General features: G+C 55.4%; 23 protein-coding genes. 10 read left to right on the top strand and 13 right to left on the bottom strand.

From position 1 onward, the window contains the following. Positions 1–77: 77 nt before the first annotated feature. From zapE to sspB, 5 genes are all read left to right on the top strand, one after another. Complete coding sequence (zapE, locus tag WFK59_RS12915) at positions 78–1,205, top strand: cell division protein ZapE (protein WP_336755947.1); 1,128 nt, start codon at positions 78–80, stop codon at positions 1,203–1,205. Positions 1,206–1,432: 227 nt separating this feature from the next. Beyond that, the gene (rplM, locus tag WFK59_RS12910; protein ID WP_008925400.1) at positions 1,433–1,861 is read left to right on the top strand and encodes a 50S ribosomal protein L13; all 429 of its coding nucleotides are present in this window, start codon (positions 1,433–1,435) and stop codon (positions 1,859–1,861) included. Between the two features lie 15 nt (positions 1,862–1,876). Then, positions 1,877–2,269 carry a 30S ribosomal protein S9 gene (gene rpsI, locus WFK59_RS12905; protein WP_031375459.1) on the top strand — a complete coding sequence of 131 codons (393 nt, stop codon included), beginning with the start codon at positions 1,877–1,879 and terminating at the stop codon, positions 2,267–2,269. Between the two features lie 330 nt (positions 2,270–2,599). Next, complete coding sequence (sspA, locus tag WFK59_RS12900; protein ID WP_031375458.1) at positions 2,600–3,241, top strand: stringent starvation protein SspA; 642 nt, start codon at positions 2,600–2,602, stop codon at positions 3,239–3,241. A gap of 3 nt (positions 3,242–3,244) precedes the next feature. After that, a complete protein-coding gene (sspB, locus tag WFK59_RS12895; protein ID WP_233985493.1) occupies positions 3,245–3,730 on the top strand; it encodes a ClpXP protease specificity-enhancing factor in 486 nt (161 codons plus the stop codon). Positions 3,731–3,839: 109 nt separating this feature from the next. Here sspB and WFK59_RS12890 read toward each other — a convergent pair whose 3' ends face one another. Further along, the gene (locus WFK59_RS12890) at positions 3,840–5,597 is read right to left on the bottom strand and encodes a sulfite reductase subunit alpha (protein WP_233985492.1); all 1,758 of its coding nucleotides are present in this window, start codon (positions 5,595–5,597) and stop codon (positions 3,840–3,842) included. A 182-nt stretch (positions 5,598–5,779) separates the two neighbouring features. Then, positions 5,780–11,311 carry a glutamate synthase-related protein gene (locus tag WFK59_RS12885; RefSeq protein ID WP_336755946.1) on the bottom strand — a complete coding sequence of 1,844 codons (5,532 nt, stop codon included), beginning with the start codon at positions 11,309–11,311 and terminating at the stop codon, positions 5,780–5,782. A gap of 891 nt (positions 11,312–12,202) precedes the next feature. Here WFK59_RS12885 and arcB point away from each other — a divergent pair. Together arcB and mtgA are read left to right on the top strand one after the other, a co-directional pair. Continuing rightward, positions 12,203–14,554, top strand: coding sequence for an aerobic respiration two-component sensor histidine kinase ArcB (gene arcB, locus WFK59_RS12880; RefSeq protein WP_336755945.1), 2,352 nt, complete (start codon positions 12,203–12,205; stop codon positions 14,552–14,554). Positions 14,555–15,424: 870 nt separating this feature from the next. Further along, on the top strand, positions 15,425–16,144 hold the full coding sequence (gene mtgA, locus WFK59_RS12875; RefSeq protein ID WP_336755944.1) for a monofunctional biosynthetic peptidoglycan transglycosylase: 720 nt from the start codon (positions 15,425–15,427) through the stop codon (positions 16,142–16,144). A gap of 3 nt (positions 16,145–16,147) precedes the next feature. Here the strand turns inward: mtgA and npr are convergent, their stop codons facing one another. From npr to WFK59_RS12820, 11 genes are all read right to left on the bottom strand, one after another. Beyond that, positions 16,148–16,420, bottom strand: a complete 273-nt coding sequence (npr, locus tag WFK59_RS12870) for a PTS phosphocarrier protein NPr (protein ID WP_094122239.1) — start codon at positions 16,418–16,420, stop codon at positions 16,148–16,150. Then, positions 16,417–17,271, bottom strand: a complete 855-nt coding sequence (gene rapZ / locus WFK59_RS12865) for an RNase adapter RapZ (protein WP_094122240.1) — start codon at positions 17,269–17,271, stop codon at positions 16,417–16,419. The genes npr and rapZ overlap by 4 nt, the downstream gene beginning before the upstream one ends. A gap of 47 nt (positions 17,272–17,318) precedes the next feature. After that, the gene (gene ptsN / locus WFK59_RS12860) at positions 17,319–17,798 is read right to left on the bottom strand and encodes a PTS IIA-like nitrogen regulatory protein PtsN (protein ID WP_031375451.1); all 480 of its coding nucleotides are present in this window, start codon (positions 17,796–17,798) and stop codon (positions 17,319–17,321) included. A 151-nt stretch (positions 17,799–17,949) separates the two neighbouring features. Beyond that, positions 17,950–18,237: a ribosome hibernation promoting factor gene (gene hpf / locus WFK59_RS12855; protein WP_031375450.1), complete on the bottom strand. Its 288-nt coding sequence runs from the start codon at positions 18,235–18,237 to the stop codon at positions 17,950–17,952. A 21-nt stretch (positions 18,238–18,258) separates the two neighbouring features. After that, positions 18,259–19,692 carry an RNA polymerase factor sigma-54 gene (rpoN, locus tag WFK59_RS12850; protein ID WP_233985488.1) on the bottom strand — a complete coding sequence of 478 codons (1,434 nt, stop codon included), beginning with the start codon at positions 19,690–19,692 and terminating at the stop codon, positions 18,259–18,261. A 48-nt stretch (positions 19,693–19,740) separates the two neighbouring features. Continuing rightward, positions 19,741–20,466: an LPS export ABC transporter ATP-binding protein gene (gene lptB / locus WFK59_RS12845; protein WP_031375449.1), complete on the bottom strand. Its 726-nt coding sequence runs from the start codon at positions 20,464–20,466 to the stop codon at positions 19,741–19,743. 5 nt (positions 20,467–20,471) lie between these two features. Next, positions 20,472–21,023, bottom strand: a complete 552-nt coding sequence (lptA, locus tag WFK59_RS12840; RefSeq protein ID WP_233985487.1) for a lipopolysaccharide ABC transporter substrate-binding protein LptA — start codon at positions 21,021–21,023, stop codon at positions 20,472–20,474. Beyond that, on the bottom strand, positions 20,998–21,567 hold the full coding sequence (gene lptC / locus WFK59_RS12835) for an LPS export ABC transporter periplasmic protein LptC (RefSeq protein WP_233985486.1): 570 nt from the start codon (positions 21,565–21,567) through the stop codon (positions 20,998–21,000). The genes lptA and lptC overlap by 26 nt, the downstream gene beginning before the upstream one ends. Next, positions 21,564–22,130, bottom strand: a complete 567-nt coding sequence (gene kdsC / locus WFK59_RS12830; RefSeq protein WP_233985485.1) for a 3-deoxy-manno-octulosonate-8-phosphatase KdsC — start codon at positions 22,128–22,130, stop codon at positions 21,564–21,566. Before kdsC ends, lptC begins: the two co-directional genes overlap by 4 nt. Positions 22,131–22,143: 13 nt before the next feature. Further along, positions 22,144–23,127 (bottom strand): arabinose-5-phosphate isomerase KdsD, encoded by a 984-nt coding sequence (gene kdsD / locus WFK59_RS12825; RefSeq protein WP_233985484.1) that lies wholly within the window; start codon positions 23,125–23,127, stop codon positions 22,144–22,146. A 16-nt stretch (positions 23,128–23,143) separates the two neighbouring features. Beyond that, positions 23,144–24,124, bottom strand: coding sequence for a calcium/sodium antiporter (locus WFK59_RS12820; protein ID WP_336755943.1), 981 nt, complete (start codon positions 24,122–24,124; stop codon positions 23,144–23,146). Between the two features lie 227 nt (positions 24,125–24,351). Between WFK59_RS12820 and mlaF the strand changes: the two genes are divergently transcribed. The 3 genes from mlaF to mlaD are packed head-to-tail and all read left to right on the top strand — an operon-like array spanning position 24,352 to position 26,504. Continuing rightward, positions 24,352–25,167, top strand: a complete 816-nt coding sequence (gene mlaF, locus WFK59_RS12815) for a phospholipid ABC transporter ATP-binding protein MlaF (RefSeq protein ID WP_233985482.1) — start codon at positions 24,352–24,354, stop codon at positions 25,165–25,167. Between the two features lie 4 nt (positions 25,168–25,171). Then, positions 25,172–25,954 carry a lipid asymmetry maintenance ABC transporter permease subunit MlaE gene (mlaE, locus tag WFK59_RS12810; protein ID WP_233985481.1) on the top strand — a complete coding sequence of 261 codons (783 nt, stop codon included), beginning with the start codon at positions 25,172–25,174 and terminating at the stop codon, positions 25,952–25,954. A gap of 4 nt (positions 25,955–25,958) precedes the next feature. Beyond that, a complete protein-coding gene (mlaD, locus tag WFK59_RS12805; RefSeq protein ID WP_233985480.1) occupies positions 25,959–26,504 on the top strand; it encodes an outer membrane lipid asymmetry maintenance protein MlaD in 546 nt (181 codons plus the stop codon). Positions 26,505–26,515: the final 11 nt, after the last annotated feature.

Below are 26,515 nucleotides of genomic sequence, written 5' to 3'. Positions count from 1 at the left end.
ATGGCTTAGTGTAGAGCGGCCTTTTTTTCGACAACCGCTGTATGAATCAGACAAAATTCAGGGACTCTGAGAGAACAATGCAAACCTCATCTCCGCTTGCTCGTTATGAGCAGGCGCTGTCGCAGGGCGAATTTAAGCCCGATGACGTACAACGTGAAGCCATTACCCGTTTAGACGCGCTCCAGCACGCTCTGGTCGCCCGTCAGCAATCTGCTGCGCCTGCCACATCTGGCCTGCTGGGCCGCCTGTCGAAGCTGATCGGCAAAGAGAAAAATGAGACGCTCGCCCCGCTGCGTGGCTTGTACATGTGGGGCGGTGTGGGTCGGGGAAAAACCTGGGTCATGGATCTGTTTTTTCAGTCTATTCCTGGCGAGCGCAAACTGCGGCTGCACTTTCACCGCTTTATGCTGCGGGTACACGAAGAGCTGACCCAACTGCAGGGCCAGAGCGATCCGCTGCTGATCATCGCCGACCGCTTCAAAGCCGAAACCGATATCCTCTGTTTCGACGAATTTTTCGTTTCTGACATTACCGATGCGATGCTGCTGGGTACCCTGATGGAGGCGCTGTTTGAACGCGGTATCGCGCTGGTCGCGACCTCAAACATTCCGCCGGACGATCTCTACCGCAACGGGCTGCAGCGTGCGCGCTTCCTGCCAGCGATTGAGCAGATTAAAACCCACTGTGATGTGATGAACGTTGATGCGGGTATCGATTACCGGTTACGCACGCTGACCTCGGCCCATCTGTGGAACTATCCACTGAACGCGGCGACCCATGCGGAGATGGCGCGCATGTTCCAGGCGCTGGCGGGCGGTAAACCAGAGCAGGCACCGGTGCTGGAGATTAACCACCGTCAGATGCCGACGCTGGGCGTCAGTGAGGGTGTGCTGGCGATCAACTTCACGACCCTGTGCGGGGAAGGGCGCAGCCAGCATGACTACATTGCCCTGTCGCGCCGTTTCCACAGCGTGCTGCTGCATGATGTACCGGTGATGATTTATAAAACCGAGGATCAGGCGCGCCGCTTCCTCGCACTGGTTGATGAATTTTATGAGCGTCATGTGAAGCTGGTGGTGGCGGCGGAAACCTCGCTGACCGAGATTTATCAGGGGACGCGGCTGAAATTTGAGTACCAGCGCTGCTTATCCCGCCTGCAGGAGATGCAGAGCGAAGAGTACCTGCGTCTGCCGCACCTGCCGTGAGAATAAAGCGGATAAATAGTGAAATAGGGTTCGATTTTTGTAACCGACTTCTCTATAATCTTGCGACCCCACGTTACAGCAAAGGATTTTTTTCCCAAATCCTCTGTGTTCCAGTAACTCTATCCGAAGGGGTGGCTTGCTGGTCAAAATGGTCGTGTGAGCCTCATTCGTTTACTTAAGCGTTTGGGATTTCACCAACGTGTAACTTAATTTGGGTAAGCTTTTCGATGAAAACTTTTACAGCTAAACCAGAAACCGTCCAACGTGACTGGTTTGTAGTTGACGCAACGGGCAAAACTTTGGGTCGCCTGGCGACTGAACTGGCGCGCCGTCTGCGTGGTAAGCATAAAGCGGAATACACTCCGCACGTTGATACGGGTGATTACATCATCGTTCTGAACGCAGAAAAAGTTGCTGTAACCGGCAACAAGCGTACTGACAAGATCTACTATCACCACACTGGCCACATCGGTGGTATCAAACAGGCGACCTTTGAAGAGATGATTGCTCGCCGTCCTGAGCGTGTGATTGAGATCGCGGTTAAAGGCATGCTGCCGAAGGGCCCGCTGGGTCGTGCTATGTACCGTAAACTGAAAGTTTACGCAGGCAACGAGCACACCCATGCGGCACAGCAACCGCAAGTTCTTGACATTTAATCGGGATTAAAGGCAATGGCTGAAACTCAAAACTACGGCACTGGTCGCCGCAAAAGCTCTACCGCTCGCGTATTTATTAAGCCGGGTAGCGGTAACATCGTTATCAACCAACGTTCTCTGGAACAGTACTTCGGTCGCGAAACTGCCCGCATGGTAGTTCGTCAGCCGCTTGAGCTGCTGGATCTGGTTGGTAAATTCGATCTGTACGTCACCGTTAAAGGTGGTGGTATTTCTGGTCAGGCTGGTGCGATCCGTCACGGTATCACCCGCGCTCTGATGGAATATGACGAATCTCTGCGTGCGGAGCTGCGTAAAGCTGGCTTCGTTACCCGTGATGCGCGTCAGGTTGAACGTAAGAAAGTCGGCCTGCGTAAAGCACGTCGTCGTCCTCAGTTCTCCAAGCGTTAATTGTTTGCAGCTCTGGCTGCGACAATTGGCACAAAAAACCCGCTTCGGCGGGTTTTTTGCTTTCTGCCGCCGTACCGGTGCTGGCGGAAAACGTTAACGGCGCTCGCAATTTCCCCGCAAAGATTCATTCCACGCCCACAAGCTGCCTAAAATCTGGTAAACTCTGTGTCACTTTGCGCCCGCAGGCCGGTGCGTTATGCGTCTCCCCGCCGTCGGGATATCAGTATACGACGCAGCTAACGTGGGTTGCGTGCGAGTTCTATGAGCAAGTGAGTCGCCGGATGGTTGGCTATTCGCAGTAACTTTTTGTGAACAAACTTGGAGGTTTTCATGGCTGTCGCTGCCAACAAACGTTCGGTAATGACGCTGTTTTCTGGTCCTACTGACATTTTCAGCCATCAGGTACGTATCGTCCTGGCGGAGAAGGGTGTCAGCGTAGAGATCGAGCAGGTCGAAATGGATAACCTGCCGCAGGATCTGATTGACCTCAACCCGTATCGCACGGTGCCGACGCTGGTAGATCGTGAGCTGACGCTGTATGAATCACGCATCATCATGGAATATTTAGATGAGCGTTTCCCGCATCCACCGCTGATGCCGGTTTATCCGGTTGCCCGTGGTGAAAGCCGTCTGATGATGCACCGCATTGAGCAGGACTGGTACAGCCTGATGAGAACCGTTGAGAACAGCAGCGGTCAGGAAGCTGAAGCGGCTCGCAAGCAACTGCGTGAAGAGCTGCTGGCGATTGCACCGCTGTTTGGTCGCACACCGTTCTTCATGAGCGAAGAGTTTAGCCTGGTCGACTGCTATCTGGCACCGCTGTTGTGGCGTCTGCCGTCAATGGGCATCGATTTGATCGGCTCCGGTTCAAAAGAGCTGAAAGGCTATATGAATCGCGTGTTTGAGCGTGACTCTTTCCTTGCTTCATTAACTGAAGCTGAACGTGAAATGCGCCTGCAAGCCCGGGGCTGATTTATGGAAATGTCGCAACTTACCGCACGTCGTCCCTATCTGCTGCGCGCTTTCTATGACTGGTTGCTCGACAACCAGTTAACGCCGCATCTGGTGGTCGACATCAATCTGCCTGGCGTGCAGGTGCCGCTTGAGTATGCGCGCGATGGTCAGATCGTATTGAACATTGCGCCGCGCGCAGTCGGCAATCTCGATCTGGCTAACGATCAGGTGTCGTTCAACGCCCGTTTCGGCGGCGTTCCTCGCCAGGTTAATGTGCCGATGGCGGCGATTCTGGCGATCTATGCCCGCGAAAACGGTGCAGGAACCATGTTTGAACCTGAACCGGCTTACGAGCTGGCCTCTCAGGAGACGTCAGACGGTCAGGAAGAGACGATGATGTCCGTGATTGATGGTGATCGTCCTGACGATGCCGGCGATGACGAGACGCCACCTGACGACGATCCACCACCGCGTGGCGGACGGCCTTCACTGCGCGTCGTTAAATAACATCAGATACCCGTCATCACGACGGGTATTTTTTTGCCTGCCGATCGGGCATAAAAAAATCCGGCTGCCTGCGCAAGCCGGATTTTTTATGCGTTAACGCGGGCGCCGATTAATAGACGTCGCGCAGGTAACGCTTCTCTTTCTTCAGCTGATCGATGTAGTCCGCGGCACGTTCGCTGGAAAGTCCGCCGAACTGACGCACCACTTCATACAGCGCGCTGTCGACATCTTTCGCCATGCGTGAGGCATCACCACAGACGTAGAAATAAGCGCCTTCCTGCAGCCAGGCATAGAGCTCTGCGCCCTGTTCCAGCATACGGGTCTGCACGTAGATCTTCTTCTCCTGATCGCGTGAGAACGCCAGATCCAGCCGGGTCAGTAAACCGCTGTCGTGCCAGCCGGTGAGCTCGTCACGATAGATGAAGTCATGTTCCTGATGCTGATCGCCAAAGAACAGCCAGTTTTTACCCTGCGCGCCGGTCGCCTGGCGCTCCTGCAAAAAGGCGCGGAATGGCGCGATACCGGTGCCCGGTCCGACCATGATCAGCGGGGCGCTGTTATTCGCCGGTACGCGAAACGCTTTGTTTGGCGAGATGAAAATGGCGGGCTTTTCACCACGACGCACGCGCTCGGCCAGATAGGTCGAGCAGACGCCGCCACGATTACGGCCACCGCTGTGATAACGTACCGACGCCACCGTCAGGTGAACCTGGTTAGGGTGCGCCTTTGAGCTTGACGAGATAGAGTAAGCACGATGCTGTAACGGACGCAGCAGCGCGACAAATTCCGGCACCGGCAGCGAACGGGTCAGCTCAAGCTGCAGCAGGTCGAGCGTATCTTTGCCCCACAGCCACACGCCGAGCGCATCTTTATCGTCGTGCTGCAATACGTGGCGCAGTTCCTGGTTGGTGGTGTTCTGTCCCACCCACTCAATCAGCTTGCGTGACGGTTCTGAAATTTCAAACTGATAGGTCAGCAGATCGCCGAGGCTGCGGTCAAAACCGGGTACCGGCGTCTGGTAATCGGCATTCAGCTGGGTCAGCAGCAGGCTGACCAGCGACGGTTCATTGACCGGAATCACGCCCAGCGCATCGCCCGCTTCATATTTCAGGCCGCTGTCGCTGAGATCAAATTCAAAGTGGCGAATGTCTTTCGCGGACTGCTCGCCCGACAGGCGCTTATTGGTGATCAGCGCTGCAGCGTAAGGATTCGACTTGTTGCTGCCCGGGATTACCGGCGCTTCTGGCGCGCTCTCCAGCACCGTGCCGCTACTGCCCGCGCTGGCGGCAAACTGTGGCATCGAACTGTTCAGCCATTCGCTGGACGGCTCTTCATAATCGATATCGCAATCAATACGATCGACCACGCGTTTCGCGCCCAGCTGCTCCAGACGCATATCAATGAATTTACCCGCCTGGCAGAAGCCATCGTAGCCGGTATCACCAATCGCCAGCACGGCAAAGTGCATCTGCTCCAGCCGCGGCGCGGTACTGGCGGAGATCGCATCCCAGAACAACTGAGCGTTGTCCGGCATTTCGCCTTCGCCGTAGGTGGAGGTGACGATCAACACGTGACGCATGGTGGCGAACACATCCAGATCGACATCGCCCAGCGCCTGAACCACCGGCACCAGCCCTTTGGCACGCGCTGATTTGGCGGCAGTTTGCGCCAGCGCTTCCGCGTTGCCGGTTTGTGAGCCGTAGAGAATATGCAGTTGGGTAGTGGCCGCGGCGCCCGTTCCGGCCGCAGGCTGCTGCTTGTCTTCTAACACCAGTAAACGGGAGTGAAGACCGGCGAGGAAGCCCGCCAGCCAGTATTTCTGATCGCCATTAAAGGGTGCATCTTCTGGAATATAAGGAATTTTCATGGGTACTTTTACTCAATCCCGTTTTCACCCGTCATAAGCCACGCCGTTCGCAGGAAGCCGGTCCGGTTTCTCCACCGCCAGAGTCGGCGGCGGAGAGGGCGGACCTTCTGCTGCGCGTTACCACGCTTAATCCGGATAATATCAATTAATAATATTCACGTTCACTCAGGTCGGCCGTCCTGTCAGGACAGTTTACCCACCGCTGCGGCAATTTCAGGCAGTGCCGCACGGGCAAACAGCTCTTCAAAATCAGGCAGATGTCCCAGCACTTCACGGTTACAGGCATCCTGATACATAATCCAGCCATAGGTCGCCAGGCTGTCCATCGAACGGATGTTACGCTGCGTTAACGCGGCTTTGTAATCTGACATCCGTTTGGTACCGATCAGGCTGGCCAGCTCATCGTCGGTGTAGCTTTCAATGGCTGAACGGGCATGGCGTTGCAGCTTGCTGACCAGTGAAAAATCTTCGGTCATCAGCAGGTTGCGCACGGCTTTTTCAACCGCCGGATCTTCAACCGGTGTCCCTTTCGGCAATTTGCCCAGCGCCAGTTGCTGCGCGAAGCTCAGCACGGTGTAGTTGTTGAGCAGGACATACATTTCCAGCGTGTCGGTGGCACCGTAAGCCGGTACCGCGCCGTTGGCGATGGTTTTCCCCTGACGCCATGCGGCTTTAAACTTCGCCACCTGATGACCCGCCAGCGCTGTCGACAGCTCTTCCAGCAGATCTTTGCGCGTTTTCGCTTTCAGGATTTCACCGCCATCCTGGTAGAGCAGCAGCGAGCGCGGCATAACATAGACGAAGTGGTGACACTCGGTTTCCCAGTTCTCCAGCAGCCACGCCGCACGCGGCGATTGGGTCGCTTCCAGATGCCAGTTCAGCATGGTCAGCACCGCCTGCTTGTGGACCTGGGCCATCTCATCCTGATCGGCAATCGAACCAAACAGCACCGAATCGCCGGCAGCGTGGCTGGCCAGTGAGCCATAGGGATCGTACTGATAGGCGAACCCGCCGCTCATGCCGTTACCAAATCCTTTACCGAAGGTACCCAGGTTAAGGATGGCACCGTTGGTCATGTATTCGCAGCAGAAATCGCCAACCCCTTCAACCACTGCTGTGGCACCGGAGTTACGCACCGCGAAACGGTCACCCGCCTGACCCTGGACAAACAGACGTCCACCGGTGGCACCAAACAGGGCGAAGTTGCCGATCAGCACGTTGCCATCGCCATCCTGTGCGCCGCCGCCTGGCGACATCACCACCAGTTCACCGCCACACTGTCCTTTGCCGACGCCGTCGTTACAGGTGCCGTAGTGCCGCATCTGCATACCATCGTTGCAGAAGGCACCAAACGACTGACCGGCAGAACCGGAAGTGGAAATTTTCACGCTTTCCGGTGCCAGATAGTGACGGCCACGATCGTCCGCCAGCACCGCTGGCATCGCCTGCAGTTGCTCTGCGCTCAGCTGATGGTTCAGCATCCGCTCAATATCGATCGCCAGCTGGCCGCCCACGCTCTTATTGCGGTTGTTGAGCACCACGTTATCGCCCAGCGTAATCTCTGGCTGACGCTGTTCAACCAGCACCAGTTTCAGCTGCTCAACCCAGCCATCATCCAGCTCGAAATCTTTTTCCAGATAAACCGGATGTTCGATTTTCAGCTCCGGCACCACGGTCAGCATGGCGCGTAAATCGAGCTTGCCCACTTCCAGCGGGTGATCCATCAGGTGCAGCAGGTCAGAGCGGCCACGGGCTTCACGCAGCGAACGCAGGCCCATACGGGCCAGAATCTCACGCACTTCATGCGCAACATTGAGGAAATACTGCGCCAGCTGGCGTGGATCGCCATCAAAGGCTTCGGCGTTAGTGGTTAAGCCTGCCGGGCATTTGACGTTACAGTTTTTCGCCATCACGCATTTCAGCATCATCAGGGCAGTGGTGCCAAATTCAAAACTGTCGCCGCCCAGCAGCGCGGATTTCACCACGTCGCTGCCGGTTTGCTGGGCACCCGAACAACGCAGCAGCACTTTGTCACGCAGGCCATTGGCGCACAGCGCCTGATGCACTTCCGCGATGCCGATTTCCGCCACGCGGCCGGTATATTTCAGGCTGGTAACGGAAGCGGCACCGGTGCCGCCGGTGTTGCCAGCCACGTTGATGATGTCTGCGCCCGCTTTGGCCACGCCAACCGCGATGGTGCCGATGCCTTCCGACGAGACCAGCTTAACGATGACCCGTACTCGAGCGGCTTTACAGTCATGGATCAGCTGCGCCAGATCTTCAATCGAATAGGTGTCGTGATGCGGTGGCGGCGAGACCAGCTCGACGCCAGGCGTACCGCCACGGGCGGCGGCAATTTCCACCGTGACTTTAGCAGCCGGTAACTGGCCGCCTTCGCCAGGCTTCGCGCCCTGACCAATTTTAATCTCCAGCTCTTCCAGCATTGGATCGGCCAGATAGGCTGCCCAGACGCCGAAGCGACCCGACGCCAGCTGTTTGATGCGTGATGCGCGGATGGTGCCGTGACGTGAGTAGTGTTCGCCACCTTCACCGCAGTTACTCATGCCGCCAACCATGTTGGTGCCATGCGCGACGGCTTCATGGGCTGGCGCGACCAGCGCACCGTGACTCATCGCACCGGACGCAAAGGTCCGGGTGATTTCACAGGCGGGCTGCACCTCACTCAGCGGCAGTGACGGCAGGGTAGTGAAAATACGCGACAGATAATCGGCCGCTTTGCCGTAAGCGGTCACTTTCAGACCACCGTCGACCACTTCACTGCTCTCGATATCGTCGTTAAAGCGGAATTTCAGCGCGCGCGACAGGTTCTGCAGACGCTCTGGCTCTGGCTTCAGGCCGGCGATCGCATCGGTCAGGCGCAGCATAAAGTGATTCAGGCTGCCATCCACCGCTTCACAGACCAGGCCGCGGATCGCAAAGCCGTTGTTGGTCAGTGAATAACGGCCCAGCTTGCGGCGGAACTCCGCTTCACTGTCGATGTGGGTCAGGTCAGCCGGGAAAGTCAGAATATCGCGCAGTGCCGCCGGGCGACGCTTACGTTCTTCGTACATCAGGCTGGAGAACTGACGGTAATCGGCGGTGATGGCGAAATTGTTGATCACCTCATCCGGGATGCGCTCGAAGCTGCTGTCTTTAAAGGTTTCTGGCTTGATGCCAAAGGCATTGTCGAGCTTCGCCAGCGTCATCAGGCGGATAAAGTTATCCTCTTCACGCGCTTTATTGGCAAAGCGGATCGGCTCTTCGGTCATATCAATAAAGGTACGTACCGCGATGGTGCCATACGAGTGGCCCGCGCCTTCGGCACGCTCTTTAAACAGACCAAGCAACGGCACTTCAGATTCGCCCTGAATCTTCAGCGCGCTCTGATGCCAGTCGACCGCCATCTGAGCGATGGTGGCGAAACCAGCGCCGCCAACCGGGGTTTTGATATTCGGGAAATACTTTTTCAGCACCGGATCGTCAGTGTTGAGGAAGTTTGGCTCAAAGAACTCACCGCTGCTGTAGCTTTCAACGGTACAGAGACCCACTTTGCCCATGGTTTTCATCAGCGCTTTTTCAGCCGCTTTGGCATAGCGTTTAAAAGCTTTGTTGCCTTCTTCGCCTTCACCGAACTTCTCTTCGGCGCGCATCTGCACACCGAGTGGATAGATAGCCGAGGCACCGAAGCCCAGCGTGGCGGCAATGTGGTGCGACGAAATGCTCTGGCCGCTCTCAACTACCAGCGAAACATCCAGACGCAGGCCTTCCTGCACCAGACGCTGGTTGATGGCAGAGACCACCAGCAGCATCGGAATCGCCGCCTGCTTAGAGGAGATGTGGCGATCGGTCAGGACCGCGATGCCGCCCTGGCTGCGGGCGAAATCGACCACCTGCTGCGCCAGATCGTCAATCGCCTTTTCCAGCGCGTTGGCGTTAGCCGTGGTGCTCAACAGATCTTTGCCAATCACCGGCTCATAGAGCATCTCAAAGCGGGCATAAGGTGCGATGGTCTGCTCGCGTAAACGCAGCATATCGAGGTGGCTGAGAATTGGCGAAGGCACCACGATCTGACGACCTTTGCTGCGGCCGAGATGCGGTTTAGCACCCAGCGCGACCCGCAGCGTCATGCCATCCACTTCACGGATAGAGTCGAGCGGCGGGTTAGTCACCTGGGCGAAGCGCTGAGAGAAATAGTGCGCCATGCCGCCTTCATGATCGGACAGACCGTTAATCGCGTTGCCGTAACCCATCGCTGAGATCTTCTCGGCGCCGGTGTTCAGCATCGGGTCCATCATGAACTTGAAGCTTTCCTGGTTGTAGTAGTAGGCCACAAAGCGCTGATAGGTTTTCAGGTCACCGCGATAGCGCAGCGGCGAACCCTGCTGCTCGGCCGGGATCTCTGGCAGATCTTCCAGTCCGACGCGCGCTTCACGCAGCAGCGCCGGATAATCTTTTTCGGCCGCCAGTTTTTCCAGCGCCTGCACCGTGGTGTAGCTGCGTTTTTCGCGATGATCGAAATAGAGCATTCCGCCCGCTTCGATACGGCCGCGACGCAGCACGCTTTCCGGTGGGAAGGCGATCTGGCCCGCTTCGGACATCGCGCCGATATATTCCGCGGTTTCCACCGAGCGCAGCGGACGCAGGCCAAGACGGTCGAGACGCGCGCCAATCACTTCGCCATTACCGAAGATTAATGCCGCCGGGCCGTCGTTCTTCTCTTCATACAGCGAGAAGTATTCCAGCATGTCGCGCACCTGTGGCGACAGCGAGCTGTCGTTTTCCCAGGCGGGCGGCATCATCGAGACTACGGCGGTGATCAGGTCAAGGTTATCTTCCATCAGACGGCTATGGATGCTCTGGTCGAGACGCGAGCTGTCCGACTGGCCTTTCGGCCGCACAATTTTCTTGCCGCGCGCCAGCGCCAGTGCCGACTCGGCGATGCGGTTTTTACGGTCGGTATTCAGTTCACCGTTGTGCGCCATCAGGCGGAACGGCTGCGCCATGGTGGTATGCGGATCGGTGTTGGTCGAGAAGCGGGTATGGAAAAACAGCCCGCGCACCTGATGATCGGGATCGGTCAGATCTTTGAAGTAAGGGATGACTTCATTGGAATTCAGACGCGCTTTGAATACCTGAGTGCGCGAGGAGAGCGACAGCGGATAGAGACCGCCAAATTCGCTTTCGGTAAAGGCACGCGCTTCGATGGTTAACAGGGCGCGGTAAATGCGTTGTTCGAAGTCGTTTTGATCGACCACGTCCTGAGGTGCGGTGAAAATCCACTGCAGAATCGGTAGCTGGAACTGCACTGCCGCCGGACGCGTCACGCTGCTGTCGAGCGGCATGTCACGTTTCATGATCACCGGCAGGTTAAAGCTGCTCAGCGTTTCATCGACCAGACGTTCTGCATTCGCACGCAGTTCGGCATCTTTCGGCACAAAGAAGTTGCCGACGCCAAAGCGGCCCGCTTCCAGCGGCTGGCCGGTGATTTTACGGAAGAAATGCAGGGAGAGATCGACGTTAACGCCGGCGCCATCGCCTACGCCTTCCGCCGACATGCCGCCACGATGCGGTACGGTACAGAGGGCGCTATGCGCCATCTGCAGAATCTCATGGGTCTGCTCGCCGTCCTTACGCGTTATGAAACCTACACCACAGCTATCACTGCCTGCTGTTGGGTCATACAAGCCATAGGAATGAGGTTTGTTAGTGGACATTGAGGGTCTCCTTAAACTGCTTTTGACATTACCTGCACTGTTTCAGGGTCTTAGCGCAACTGAGGCGCACTTCATTTTCATCGCCATGCTCTGTCGAGCGCGCGTCATAACCCTGAGCATTTCTCTCCAGACATCGGTGAAACGTCCTTAATTGAGCTGCTCTTCGATTTCCGGTCTCTTAAAGGAGATGACTTAAACCACGCGGGAGTCTTCTTGTTGCATAGATATGCCGAGACACTGGCCCGTCAGGAAAGCTTTCAGCGGATTTCCAACTTATCGGGAAAGCGTAATCAGGTCAAATGAGGCGGGCAGACGGGCTTATTGTGCCGTTTATCACGATAACTATATGAATTTAAAGGGTTATAGGGTTTAAATTGTCTTACTTTAGCCCCTCGCGATCGGTCGATAAATGTGAACTGACTCACTGTAGTGCAGCCGTCCAATCTCTGCACCATGCTGGTGAGTCGGTCTTTAACAGCATTAAATGCTGTTCAGTACCGCTGATGCGCAGGATGTATCTGTTTTTCTTATGTCCGTATATTTGAATGAAACAGCGCAGGGTTATAAGAAAAATTAATCAGGATGGATATGCTTAAAACATCATTAAAGATGAATGAGTATTCATTAAATGGGGTCAGCCTGTACAACTGAGCGTTGCCAGGAGATTGAAAAAACACCGTGCGGAGGATTTGCCGTTTCAGCGGCGGCCTTACAGATTATTCATTTGGCACAATCAGTCAAGGGTTTTAATCCTGTTGTCATAAACGTCGTCGATCGGTAAGGCCGATGCACCATAAAAGCGCACTACATCGCTTATCTTCCCTTGCGCGGCTGCGACGGCGCAGCCCGAATTACGCTATCATGAGCCTGTTTCTCTTCCAGGGAGTTTTTATGAAACAAATTCGGCTGTTGGCGCAATATTACGTTGATTTGATGGTGAAGCTCGGCCTGGTGCGGTTCTCGCTGCTGCTGGCCTCGGCACTGGTGGTGCTGGCGATGATTGTCCAGATGGCAGTCACCATGGTGCTGCGCGGCCACGTCGAGAGCATCGATATGGTGCGATCGGTGTTCTTCGGGCTGCTGATCACGCCGTGGGCGGTCTATTTTCTGTCGGTGGTGGTCGATCAACTGGAAGAGTCGCGACAGCGGCTGGCGCGGCTGGTGGACAAGCTGGAAGAGATGCGTACCCGCGACCTGGAACTGAATCAGCAGATGAAAGAGACCATCACGCAGCTCAATCAGGAGATCACCGACCGTAAAAAGGCGGAGCAGGCGCGTGAACAGGTGATGGACAAGCTGCGCGAGGAAGTGACGCGGCGCGAACAGGCACAGATAGAGCTGGAGCAGCAATCCTCTTTTCTGCGCTCATTCCTCGATGCCTCGCCGGATCTGGTCTTCTACCGCAACATCGACAAGCAGTTCTCAGGCTGTAACCGCGCGATGGAACTGCTGACCGGCAAAAGCGAAAAGCAGCTGATTGGCCTGACGCCGCGCGATATCTACGATGATGAAGCGGCCACCAAAGTGCTGGAAACCGATGAGAAAGTGTTCCGTCATAACGTCTCGCTGACTTATGAACAGTGGCTGCAATACCCTGACGGGCGCAAAGCCTGTTTTGAGATCCGCAAAGTGCCTTATTACGACCGCGTTGGCAAACGCAGTGGACTGATGGGGTTTGGCCGCGATATTACCGAGCGTAAGCGCTACCAGGACGCGTTAGAGAACGCCAGCCGGGAAAAGACCACCTTTATCTCAACCATCAGCCACGAGCTGCGTACGCCGCTTAACGGCATAGTCGGGCTGAGCCGCATTCTGCTCGATACCGATCTGAATCAGGAACAGCTGAAGTACCTGAAAACCATTCATGTTTCGGCCATCACGCTGGGCAACATCTTCAATGACGTGATTGAGGTCGACAAAATTGAGCGGCGTAAAGTGCAGCTGGACAATCAGCCGCTCGACTTCACCAGCTTCCTCGCCGATTTAGAGAACCTGTCCGGGCTGCTGGCGCAACCAAAAGGGCTGAAGTTTGTGCTCGCGCCGGCGCTGCCGCTGCCGCACATGATCTCCACCGACGGCACCCGACTGCGACAGATCCTGTGGAACCTGATTGGCAACGCCGTGAAGTTTACCCAGCAGGGCGAGATCGTGGTGCGGGTGGCGTATGGGCAGGATGAGATGCTGCGCTTTGAGGTACAGGATTCCGGCATGGGTATCCGCCAGGAGGAGCAGGACAAGATTTTCGCCATGTATTACCAGGTCAAGGATCAGCACGGCGGCAAACCGGCGACCGGCACCGGTATTGGTCTGGCGGTATCACGCCGGCTGGCACAGGCGATGGGCGGCGATATCCGGGTGCAAAGTGCGCCGGGGCAGGGCTCATGCTTCACCGTAGAGGTTAAAGCACCACGCATTGCGGAAGAGGTCGAAGATGAAGGCGTAGATGACAGCCTGCCTTTACCGGCGCTGCACGTTCTGCTGGTCGAAGATATTGAACTGAACGTCATTGTGGCGCGCTCGGTGCTGGAGAAGCTGGGCTGCAGCGTAGAGGTGGCGATGACCGGCAGCGACGCGCTGGCGATGTTTGACCCGCTGGAGTTTGATCTGGTGCTGCTGGATATTCAGCTACCCGACATGACCGGGCTGGATGTGTCACGGGCGATTCGCCAGCAGCATCTGGGTGTGCATCTGCCGCCGCTGGTGGCGCTGACCGCCAACGTGCTGAAGGACAAAAAAGAGTATTTCGATGCCGGAATGGATGATGTGCTCAGCAAGCCGCTGGCCGTGCCGGCGCTGACGGCGATGATCAAAAAGTTCTGGGACTACCAGGCGGAGCCGGAGGATGAGACAGTCCTCGACGAGGCGGATAACAGTCAGATGCTGCTGGATATCCCGATGCTGGAACAGTATCTCGAACTGGTCGGGCCGAGCCTGATTACCCAAAGCCTGACGATGTTTGAAAAGATGATGCCGGGTTACCTGGAGGTGCTGGAATCTAATCTGATGGCGCGCGACCAGAAAGGCATCGCTGAAGAGGGTCACAAAATCAAAGGCGCGGCGGGATCGGTGGGGTTACAGCATCTGCAACTGCTGGCAAAACAGATCCAGAGCCCGGAACTGCCAGCCTGGTGGGATAACGTCGTCGAATGGATTGATGAGCTGAAGCAGGAGTGGCGACATGATGTGCAGGTGCTGCGCGACTGGGTAGCGGAACAGGAAGTTTCATCCGCCAGAAAAAAATGACCCCAGCCGAGGCCGGGGTGCGCGAATACTGCGCCAACACCAGGGAAAAAGTAGCGGCTGCTATGCTTTGAGTAATAAATGCAGCCGCATGGTATTGGTTAACTCTGCCATCACCTTAGCAAATTCATCTTAACGTGTTACAAGATTCATTAAAATGTGTGATGTTGAGCAGCGTTTAAATACAGAAAACATTAATTTGGCAACACAGTCAAGTAAGGAATCATTTTCTGCGTTGCATTGCGGTAATTTTAATCAGTTCTCCCGCTTTTTGCGCGCTTTTAACGCGCCCGGACGGCAGCGACAGACCGGGGGAAGGGGTCAGGCGAAGCCGCCGCTCTGTCAGGCGGATCTGCACTGCTAACGCGCTGATATTACTCGGCGGGGGTGCAAAATGGCGCGATTTATCCAAAACGTTTTGGAAAGGAAAAAAAGATTTCGCTTCTTCAGGCTGCTGACCGCCATCCCCGACCGTCAGGGCGGGTCATAAGTTAAGCAACTCAGCCATGCCAGCCGGGAGGTAGTGGCGAAAAATTGATGCATTATGCGAATAATCGTAGGCAATCAATGAAAAATATCGAAGCCAGAAAAACAGGATAGTTAAGCATGGTAAATGATTCAAATTAATGCTTATCACCAATTAATAAGCGTTTATCTGGAAAGGTGCTAAGCAATGCTGAGGAATGGAACCGATTCCTTTTTTACGGAAGTGCTTGAACTATTTCGATCTGTTGCAGCTTTTTAATGCAAAATAGCGGCCCGAAGTCTGGAAACCGCACGGCCATTTTCACCGAAAACGGCGATAAATGGTTTTACTACGCACTGATTACGCGAGTAATTGATTAACGCCTGAAACAAGTATGGGAAGATTGCATGAGTAAGCATAAAGGAAGCGTCGGGCAACGTATTAAGCGGATTGCTATCCGACTCATTCTGGCGTGGCTGGGGATTTGGCTGGCGGGCATTTTGCTGTTTTCATTTTTGCCAGTGCCGTTCTCGGCAGTGATGGTTGAGCGTCAGCTGGGCGCCTGGTTGCGCGGAGACTTCAGCTATGTGGCCCATTCGGACTGGGTCGGGCACGATGATATTTCTCCCTGGATGGAATTAGCGGTGATTGCTTCTGAAGATCAAAAATTCCCGACTCACTGGGGTTTTGATGTCGCGGCGATTGAGTCGGTACTGGATAACAGTGATAGCCGGATGCGTGGTGCCTCAACCCTGTCGCAGCAAACGGCTAAAAATCTGTTTCTGTGGGATGGACGCAGCTGGATTCGTAAAGGGCTGGAGGCGGGCCTGACGGTGGGCATTGAGACGGTCTGGACCAAGCGACGTATTTTAACCGTCTATCTGAATATCGCCGAGTTCGGGCCAGGGGTGTTTGGCGTGGAGGCAGCGTCACAGCGCTATTTCCACAAGCCAGCCAGTCGGCTGACGGCCGCTGAAGCGGCGTTGCTGGCGGCGGTGCTGCCTAATCCTATCCGTTTCCGTGCGGCGGCACCGTCGGGCTACGTACGGCAGCGCCAGCAGTGGATTTTGCGTCAGATGCGCCAGCTGGGCGGCGAGGGCTTCCTGCAGCGTAACCGGCTGGATTAAGCCTTAATCTTCATCAAAGCCCGCTTCAAACAGCTCAATAACCGCAGCCAGCGCCGGGATCTCTTCCGGTCCGCTGGCTTCGATTTCAATATGTCCGCCCTGTGCCGAATCGAGCATCAGCAGCGCAATCACGCTGCTGGCTTCGGCTTCGGTGCCGGCTTCGTTGCGTAGCAGCACTTCAGCATCAAAGCTCTGCACCAGTTCAAACAATTTCATAGCTGGCCGGGCATGCATGCCCAGCTTATTTTTGATTTCAACGGTTTGTCTGACGGTCATGATTTACGCTTTTCCAACGTACGGTGGCGTGACTGGACATTCTTGCCGCGTGAACGGAAGTAGTCCGCCAGCTGCTCGGCAATGTAGACCGAACGATGTTTCCCGCCGGTACAGCCGATAGCGACAGTAAGGTAACTGCGGTTGTTGGTTTCCAGCATCGGTAGCCACAGTTCCAGATAACTGCGGGTCTGGTAAATGAAGTTATGCACCTCGGTATGGCGATCGAGAAAGGCGGCAACCGGCCGATCGAGGCCCGTCATCGGGCGCAGCTTAGGGTCCCAGTGCGGGTTCGGCAGAAAGCGCACGTCAAACACATAATCGGCATCAATCGGGATACCGTGCTTGAAGCCAAACGACTCAAACACCATCGTCAGCTCGCGTTCACGCTTGCCCAGCAGTCGGGTACGCAGCATCTCCGCCAGTTCGTGCACCGACATCTCTGAGGTATCAATGATCAGGTCAGCACGCGAACGCAGCGGCTCCAGCAGATCGCTCTCTTCATCAATGGCACTTTCCAGCGATAAGTTTTTACTGGAGAGCGGATGCAGACGGCGGGTATCGCTGTAGCGGCGAATCAGGGTATTACGATCGGCATCAAGAAACAGCAGCTGAGGCGAAAATGTGTCGGGCAGATTATTCAGCGCGGTTTCAAAAACTTCAGGGGATTCAGGCATGTTGCGGACATCGATACTCACCGCTGCCGAGATGTTGCGTTCCGCCAGCGAGTTCGCTAACTCGGGCAACAGCACCACCGGCAGGTTATCGACGCAGTAAAAACCCATATCTTCCAGCGCGCGCAGCGCCACTGACTTCCCCGAGCCTGACCGACCGCTCACGATCATCAGCACCATGACCTTCTCTCCCGTTTTAAAACCGGCTCGCAGCCGGTAAAGACGCGTTACTGCTCTGACTGGCCTTCTGTGATAATGGCATAAAGCTCTTCATCACTCTGCGCGGCGCGCAGACGGCGGCAGACGGTTTTATCCGCCAGACGCTTCGCCACCAGTGAAAGGGTGTGCAGGTGAGTTTTGCACTGGTCAGCCGGCACCAGCAGGGCAAACAACAGATCTACCGGCTGATTATCAACGGCATCAAACGCTATCGGCTGCTCAAGGCTGATAAACACCCCGACAGCGCGCAGCGTATCCTCTTCCAGCTTACCGTGCGGAATGGCAATGCCGTTACCAATGCCGGTACTGCCCATGCGCTCACGGGTGAGGATCGCTTCGAAAAGCGTCTGGTGCGGCAGGTTGAGCTGCTTAGCGGCCAGTTCGCTGATAATTTCCAGCGCGCGTTTTTTGCTCTGGCAGTGTACGCCGCTGCGGGTGCAGTCGGGCGAAAGCACTGTGCTCAATTCCAGTGTTAGATCGTTGTTCATTATCGTTTCACTTGCGAGTTAACCTGGTCATTAACCCTCAGCCTGTCATGATGCTGAGAGCGAATGGCGCTTGCTTAGATGACAAAACGGGGCGGATATCCGCCCCATACTGTCGGCTCTGCACGCAGAGCGCGCTTAGCGAGCGTGAAGGTTAGTGTTTTTTCAGTTTGTCTTTGTGTTTGGTCAGCTGACGGGCAAGCTTGTCGATTAGCCCATCGATGGCCGCATACATATCTTCCGCTTCCGACGTGGCGTGCAGCTCGCCACCGTTGATGTGAAGCGTTGCGTCGGCCACCTGCGTGACCTTCTCGACCTTCAGGACAATATAGACCTGATTGATATGTTCGAAATAGTGTTCCAGTTTGGCAAATTTACCGCTGACGAAATCGCGCAGTGGTGCGGTGATTTCAACATTTTGCCCGGTAAGGTTCAGCTGCATAGGTCTTCCTTCTCATTTCTGTCAAACCAGCTGTTTACGCTGGTTCGATGGCGGGATGGATAAAGACTCGCGGTATTTGGCGACGGTACGACGTGCCACCATGATCCCTTGATCAGATAACATGGAGGTGAGTTTACTGTCGCTCAAGGGTTTGGCTGGATTTTCCGCCGAGATTAATTTTTTCACCAGCGCGCGAATCGCCGTCGATGAGGCTTCGCCGCCACCTTCAGTATTCACATGACTGGAGAAAAAGTACTTCAGTTCAAAAATGCCACGCGGACTGTGCAGATACTTTTGCGTGGTCACGCGGGAAATGGTCGACTCGTGCATCTCTACCGCCTGTGCGATATCAGCCAGCACCATCGGGCGCATGTACTCTTCGCCCTGCTCAAAAAACGCCTGCTGCTGCTCGACGATACAGCGCGTCACCTTCAGCAGTGTGTCGTTGCGGCTTTCCAGGCTTTTAATCAGCCAGCGCGCTTCCTGCAGGTTACTGCGAATGAACTGGCTGTCGCTGTCGTTGCGCGTCGCCCCGCTCATGGCGGCATACTGCTGATTGATTTTCAGGCGCGGAACGCTGTCGGCGTTAAGCTCAACCGTCCAGCGGTTGCCGACTTTACGCACCAGCACGTCGGGAATGACATATTCCGGTTCGCCGGTATTAATCGACTGACCGGGACGCGGGTCCAGCGACTGAATTAACAGCATCGCCTCTTTCAGCACCTCTTCTTTAAGGCGCGTAACCCGCATCAGGCTGCGAAAATCGTGGTTAGCCAGCAGATCCAGATGTTCACTGACGATTAGCCGGGCTTCCGCCAGCATCGGCGTTTCGGGCGCATATTGCGACAGCTGAACCAGCAGGCAGTCACGCAGATCGCGTGCGCCAACGCCAATCGGATCAAAGCGCTGAATGCGTTTCAGCACCGCTTCCACTTCATCGGCCTCAAGCTCATCGTTGCCGATGCTGTCGAGAATCTCTTCAAGCGAAACGGTGAGGTATCCGGTGTCATCGATCGCATCCACGATCGAGGTGGCAATGGCGCGGTCGGTATCGCTGAACGGCGTCAGTTCAACCTGCCACATCAGGTAATCCTGCAGTGACTGGGTCGTCTCACCCTGATAAACCGGTAATTCATCATCCTGGTAATCGGTACCGGTGCCTGACGGCGTGCCGGCAGTGTAAATCTCATCCCAGGTCGCATCCAGCGGCAGCTCATCAGGCATCTCTTTCTGCTCAAGCGCTTCACGGGTATCCAGCGCTTCGCCTTCCTGAGCCTCACGAGAGTCGATTTCTTCATGCAGATCGGTCTGTTCAAGCAGCGGATTACTTTCCAGTGCCAGCTGTAACTCCTGCTGGAGTTCAAGCGTAGAGAGTTGCAGCAGGCGAATCGCCTGCTGCAACTGCGGTGTCATCGCCAGCTGTTGGCTGAGCCTGAGTTGCAAACCTTGCTTCATAGACAGGATGGTAGTTCCCAGGTAAACATCAGTATTTACGACACCTTATCAGAGTCTGAACTCTTCACCCAAATAAACCCGCTTAACCTGCTCATCTGCCAGAATTTCATTCGGCGTGCCGTGCGCGATCAGGTGACCCTGACTCACGATATAAGCCCGTTCGCACACCGCTAAGGTTTCGCGCACGTTATGGTCGGTGATCAATACGCCCAGACCGCTGTCACGCAGGTGCTCGATGATTTTCTTGATGTCGATGACCGAGATCGGGTCAACACCGGCAAACGGCTCATCCAGCAGGATAAATTTGGGGTTCGCTGCCAGCGCGCGGGCGATCTCGACCCGGCGGCGTTCACCGCCGGATAGCGCCTGGCCCATGCTGTCGCGCAGGTGCTCGATGTGAAACTCTTCCATCAGTTCGTTGGCGCGATCCTGACGCTGCTCTTCAGTGAGATCGTCACGGATTTGCAGGACCGCCATCAGGTTATCGTAGACGCTGAGGCGACGGAAAATCGAGGCCTCCTGCGGCAGATAGCCGATACCGCGGCGCGCGCGGGCGTGCAGCGGCAGGATACTGATATCTTCATCATCAATAATAATGCGGCCTGCGTCGCGCGGCACAATACCGACCACCATGTAAAAAGTGGTGGTTTTACCGGCGCCGTTCGGGCCCAGCAGGCCGACAATCTCGCCGGACTTTACCTGCAGACTGACATCTTCTACCACGCGACGGCCTTTATATGCCTTCGCCAGGTTTTCTGCGATTAATGTGGCCATAGCTATCAGTTACTCTTCTTTCCGCTGTTGGACGAACCTTTATCCTGCAGTTGCGATGGCACCAGCACTGTAGTGACGCGCTTGTTCTGGCCCTGGCTGTACGCCTGCATTTTCTGCTCTTTCACCAGATAGGTAATGCGATCGCCTTTGATGTTGCTGTCCTGCTGCTCAATGAAGGCGTTGCCGGTCAGCTCTACAAAGTCGTTAGCCAGTTCATAATGCAGTTTTGCCGCGTGGCCCTGAACGGGTTTGCCGCTGTCCTGCATCTGGTAAAAGGTAGCCGGATTGCCGTAGGCATCGACGATGGTTTTCTTGCTGTCGCCGCCCGGACGGGTCACGACCACTTTATCAGCGGTGATTTTGATCGAACCCTGGGTGACGATAACGTTGCCGGTAAAGGTCGCGACATTGCCCTGCAGATCCAGCGCCTGGTTCTGTGAGTCAATATTGACGGGCTTATCCGAGTCACCGGTCAGGGCCAGCGCAGGTACGCTGCTCGCCAGCAGCATGCTGGCCAGTAAAAACCTGAGGCTATTTTTGTTCATTTTGAATTTCATAAGAAGTTTTGACCTTTTCGATTAACTCGGCGTTTTTTGTCCGTAAATTGCCGCGCATTTTCATGCCGGTGGAGTTAAAACTACGGCCATATAACGTCACCTGGTCGTCAGAGGTTACATCCTGAGTGACAAGATTGATCTGGGCATTGTCGGTTTTGACCCGTTCAAGCTGAGAATCCTGCGTCAGCGTGTTCAGTTCAACATGACCATACAGATAGAGCATACGATCTTTAGTGAGCTTTGCTTTGTCCGCACGGAGTTTCCAGGTCGGCACTTTATTTTCGTCGTAAGTCGTCATGACCGGATTATCAAACCAGCTGATCTCCTGATCCGAAAAATAGGTCACTTTATCGGAGATCAACTTATACGACAGCGCACCCTGTGGGTTGTAGACCACGGTGTGTGAATCCGCACTGGTATAGGTCGGTGCCTGATCATCGGTGGCAACCGGCGTACTCTCATCCTGATTGGTAAGATTCCAGCCGATTAAAACCAGTGCAATCAAGGTCAGAATCAGCGTCATCCAACGCCTGCTTTTACTCATACTGATTGCCCTTTGGCATCCTCAAATTTGTTCTGCGACATTAAGATAAGATCGCACAGTTCACGCACCGCGCCGCGTCCGCCAGCAATGCGCGTCACGTAGTGCGCACGCGGCAACAGCACCGGATGTGCATCCGCCACCGCCACGCTTAATCCCACTTTTGCCATCACCGGCCAGTCGATCAGGTCATCACCGATATAGGCGACCTGCCGATCGGAAAGAGACAGTTTATCCAGAAGTTCGCCATAGGCCAAAAGCTTATCCGATTGTCCCTGATAAAGATGACGAATGCCGAGCGTTTTACAGCGATCTTCCATCAGACGCGCATTACGGCCTGTAATAATAGCCACTTCCACATCGGAGGTCAGCAGGCAACGTATGCCGTAGCCGTCCCGCACATTAAAGGCTTTCAGCTCTTCACCGTTATTGCCCATGTAAATCACCCCGTCGGACATCACGCCATCGACGTCGCAAATCAGCAGACGAATCTGGCTGGCGCGGGCCATGACCTCGGCGCTGACCGGTCCGTAGCAGGTATCAATCGGGGGAGTTGCCTGTTGCATTTTCATTTCCTGTTCAGACCACGCCAGCGCGTAGCATGTCATGCATATGTACCACACCGAGCAGATGGTCGTCATCGGCGACCAGGATCGAGGTAATGTTTTTGGTTTGCATCAGGTTCAGCGCTTCAACCGCCAGCATATTAGGTCGCACCCGAATGCCGCCAGGCGTCATCACTTCGCCAATGGTAGCGTGCTGGAAATCGATACCCATATCGAAGATGCGGCGCAGGTCACCATCGGTAAAAATGCCTTCAATCTTCATCAGATCATCGACGATGACCGTCAGTCCGAGGTTTTTGCGGGTAATTTCCAGCAGGGCATCGCGTAGCGACGCGTCACGAGTGACGTGAGGCAGTTCATCGCCGCTGTGCATGATATCGGCGACATGCAGCAGCAGTTTACGCCCCAGCGCGCCGCCGGGATGCGAGAGCGCAAAATCTTCGGCGGTAAAACCGCGCGCTTCCAGCAGCGAAACGGCCAGCGCATCACCCATCACCAGCGTGGCGGTGGTGCTGCTGGTGGGTGCCAGGCCGAGCGGGCAGGCTTCCTGCGGGACGCTGACGCACAAGTGGACATCGGCCGCCCGACCCATCGCGCTTTCAGGCCGGCCAGTCATGCAGATCAGCGTGATCTTCTGCCGCTTCAGCACCGGAATCAACGCGAGAATTTCATTCGACTCGCCGCTGTTGGAGATGGCGATCACCACATCATTCTGGCTTACCATACCGAGATCGCCGTGGCTGGCTTCAGCCGGATGGACGAAAAAGGCTGGCGTACCGGTACTGGCAAAGGTGGCCGCCATTTTTTTACCGATGTGTCCTGACTTGCCCATCCCCATTACCACCACTTTCCCTTTGCAGCCGTAGATCAGGCTACAGGCGCGGGTAAAATCGTCGTTAATGTACTGATCGAGCTGCTCAAGGCCTTCACGCTCAATGCGCAATACCGCTTTGCCTGCGCGCTGGAAATCAAAAACTGCCGGTTGCTGATATGACATGGTCAGTCTGTCCTTGTTAGCCGTCCATAAACGCGGGCTGCATCCACAGCAGCGTCACCCAGACGAAGAAACCACAGAGTAAAAGTGCGCCTGCCCGGCGGCCCACGCGTCGGCGGCGTAACAGGCAGAGCAGGGCGAACAGGGCGCTGACGCCCAGCATCACCCAGTAATCGCGGGCGAAAGCGTGGTAGTCGATGCTGCCAGGGTGCATCAGCGCCGGCAGGCCCAGTACGATAGCAATATTATAAATGTTGGCGCCGATCAGGTTACCGATCGCGATATCATCTTCGCCCTTCAGCGCGCCGGCAATCACCGTCGCCAGTTCGGGCAGACTGGTGCCAACCGCAATCAGCGTCAGGCCCATCACCAGCTCGCTGACGCCAAAATAGTCGGCAAACACCGTGGCGTTGTCGATCACCATCCGCGTCGACATCGGCAGGATAATCAGTGCGACCGCCAGCCAGAGGAAGGCCACCGTATTACCGCCTTCATCGCGCGGCAGTTCCGCCAGCTGTTCACGGGTCAGGGTATCGTTGTTATCCCGTTCCGCTTTGCGCGCGATGCGGATCACCACCATCAGATAAATGGCGGCGATGGCGATCAACCCGATGCCATCCAGTCGGCTTAGCTGATTATCAAACAGCATAAAACCACTGAGCAGCGTCACCAGTAGCATTAATGGCAGTTCCCGGCGAATCAGGTTTGAGTGTACGCTGAGCGGATGCATTAACGCAGCGGCACCCAGAATCAGTAAAATGTTGGTAATATTCGAGCCGAGCGCGGTGCCGACAGCAAGATCCATCTGGCCATGCTGCGCGGCGGAGAAGGAGAGGATCATCTCGGGCAGCGACGTGCCGATGCTGACCACCGTCATACCGATGATTAACGGCGGAATGCCAAATGATCGACAGAGTATCGAGGCGCTAAACACCAGACGATCGGCACCATAAGCCAGTAAAAGCAAACCGATAATCAGCAGTGCAGAAGCTACGAACATGAAAAATCCTTGCGTAAAAACCCCAGGCCGGCACGCCTTATCTGACGGGTTTCAGGTTCTGTGCGATGAATCAGGCGCTGATTTTGACCGTCTGAAAGGCAAAAGTAAATTTAATGGCCGTTTTCGCCAAATCTTACCGATAAGTTTCTGTAAAGCTATCGTGAATCAGGACCGAACAGGCTACCATCGTAACCCATGTTTACGCCCGATCCTTACAAGAGGTAATAATGATCCAGCAGCAGACGAATCTGGTTGAGGTTCGTGGCGTGAGTTTCGCGCGCGGAGATCGCCAAATCTTCGATGACATTTCGCTGACCGTACCGAAAGGCAAGGTGACGGCGATAATGGGACCCTCCGGGATCGGCAAAACCACTCTGCTACGCTTGATTGGGGGTCAGCTTCAGCCGACCCGCGGCGAAATCTTTTTTCGTGGCGAAAACATCCCGTCACTATCACGCGCTAAGTTGTATGAAGCGCGTAAAAAAATGAGCATGCTGTTCCAGTCTGGCGCGCTGTTTACTGACTTAACGGTGTATGAAAATGTTGCCTGGCCGCTGCGTGAACACACCCAACTGCCAGCCCCGTTACTGCACAGCACGGTATTAATGAAGCTGGAAGCGGTCGGCCTGCGCGGCGCGGCGCAGCTGAAACCGGCTGAGCTGTCGGGCGGGATGGCGCGTCGCGTGGCGCTGGCACGCGCTATAGCACTGGAACCAGAACTGATTATGTTCGACGAACCCTTTGTCGGACAGGACCCGATTACCATGGGCGTGCTGGTTAAACTGATTGATGAACTTAACCACGCGCTGGGGCTGACCTGTATTGTGGTGTCGCACGACGTACCGGAAGTATTAAGTATTGCGGACTACGCCTATATCGTGGCCGGACAGAAAATTATCGCACACGGCACCACGCCGGAACTGCGAGAAAACAACGATCCGCGTGTCCGCCAGTTTATTGATGGAGAAGCGGATGGTCCGGTTCCATTCCGTTTTCCTGCCGGCGACTATCTCGCGGATTTAACCGGCTCAGGGAGTAACTAAACTGATGGTGTTGAAGGCGCTGGCGGCATTAGGTCGTCAGGGAATTGAAACGTGCGCCAGTTTTGGACGCGCAGGACTCATGCTGTTTCATGCGCTGGTCGGCAAACCAGCGTTCCGCAGACACACGCCGCTACTGATTAAACAACTGTATAGCGTCGGCGTGCTGTCGCTGCTGATCATCGTGGTTTCCGGTCTGTTTATCGGCATGGTGCTTGGCCTTCAGGGGTATCTGGTCTTAACCACTTACGGGGCTGAAACCAGTCTGGGTATGCTGGTGGCGCTGTCGTTGCTGCGCGAACTGGGGCCGGTAGTGACCGCGCTGTTGTTCGCCGGACGGGCAGGCTCCGCACTGACCGCCGAAATCGGCCTGATGAAAGCGACCGAACAGCTCTCCAGCATGGAGATGATGGCGGTTGACCCGTTACGCCGGGTGGTATCGCCGCGCTTCTGGGCGGGGTTTATCAGCATGCCGTTGCTGGCGCTGATTTTTACCGCGGTGGGTATCGCTGGCGGAGCGCTGGTCGGCGTGAGCTGGAAAGGGATCGATCCCGGTTTCTTCTGGTCGGCGATGCAGAATGCCGTTGATTTTCGTTCCGATGTAGTGAACTGCCTGATTAAAAGCGCGGTATTTGCCGTTACCGTAACGTGGATTGCGCTGTTTAACGGCTACGATGCGATTCCAACTTCTGAAGGGATCAGTCGCGCGACGACGCGTACCGTGGTGCACGCGTCACTGGCGGTGCTCGGATTGGATTTTGTGCTGACAGCACTGATGTTTGGGAACTGATGCAATGCAAAGCAAAAAAAGCGAAATCTGGGTTGGCATTTTCATGATTATGGCGTTACTGGCAGCGCTGTTTCTCGCGCTGCGCGTCGCCGATTTGAAGTCGATGGGCACGGAACCGACGTGGAAGCTCTACGCCACCTTTGACAATATTGGCGGCCTGAAAGCCAGTTCGCCGGTAAAAATTGGCGGCGTGGTGATTGGCCGGGTGACCGACATTGAGCTGGAGCCAAAAACGCTGCTGCCACGCGTCACTATGGAGATCAGCGATCAGTACGCCAATAAGATTTCAGACACCAGTTCGCTGGCGATCCGCACCCAGGGATTGCTGGGCGAACAATTTCTGGCGCTAAACTTAGGTTTTGACGATCCCGAGCTGGGATCGGCAATGCTGAAAGATGGCGACACCTTACGTGATACCAAGTCGGCAATGGTACTGGAAGACCTGATTGGTCAGTTCCTCTACAAGAGCGGCGATAATAAACAGAATAATGACAGTAAGGATGCGCAGGAGGACAGCAACGCTGCCCCTGCGGCACCGGCTCAACCTTAAAACAAGAGGGT

The sequence above is a fragment of the Pantoea sp. USHLN298 genome, from assembly GCF_037149395.1.
In the GTDB taxonomy this organism is placed as follows: domain Bacteria; phylum Pseudomonadota; class Gammaproteobacteria; order Enterobacterales; family Enterobacteriaceae; genus Pantoea; species Pantoea astica.
The sequence above is the reverse complement of the archived record's forward strand: the minus strand, read 5'-3'. Positions and strand labels throughout refer to the sequence as shown.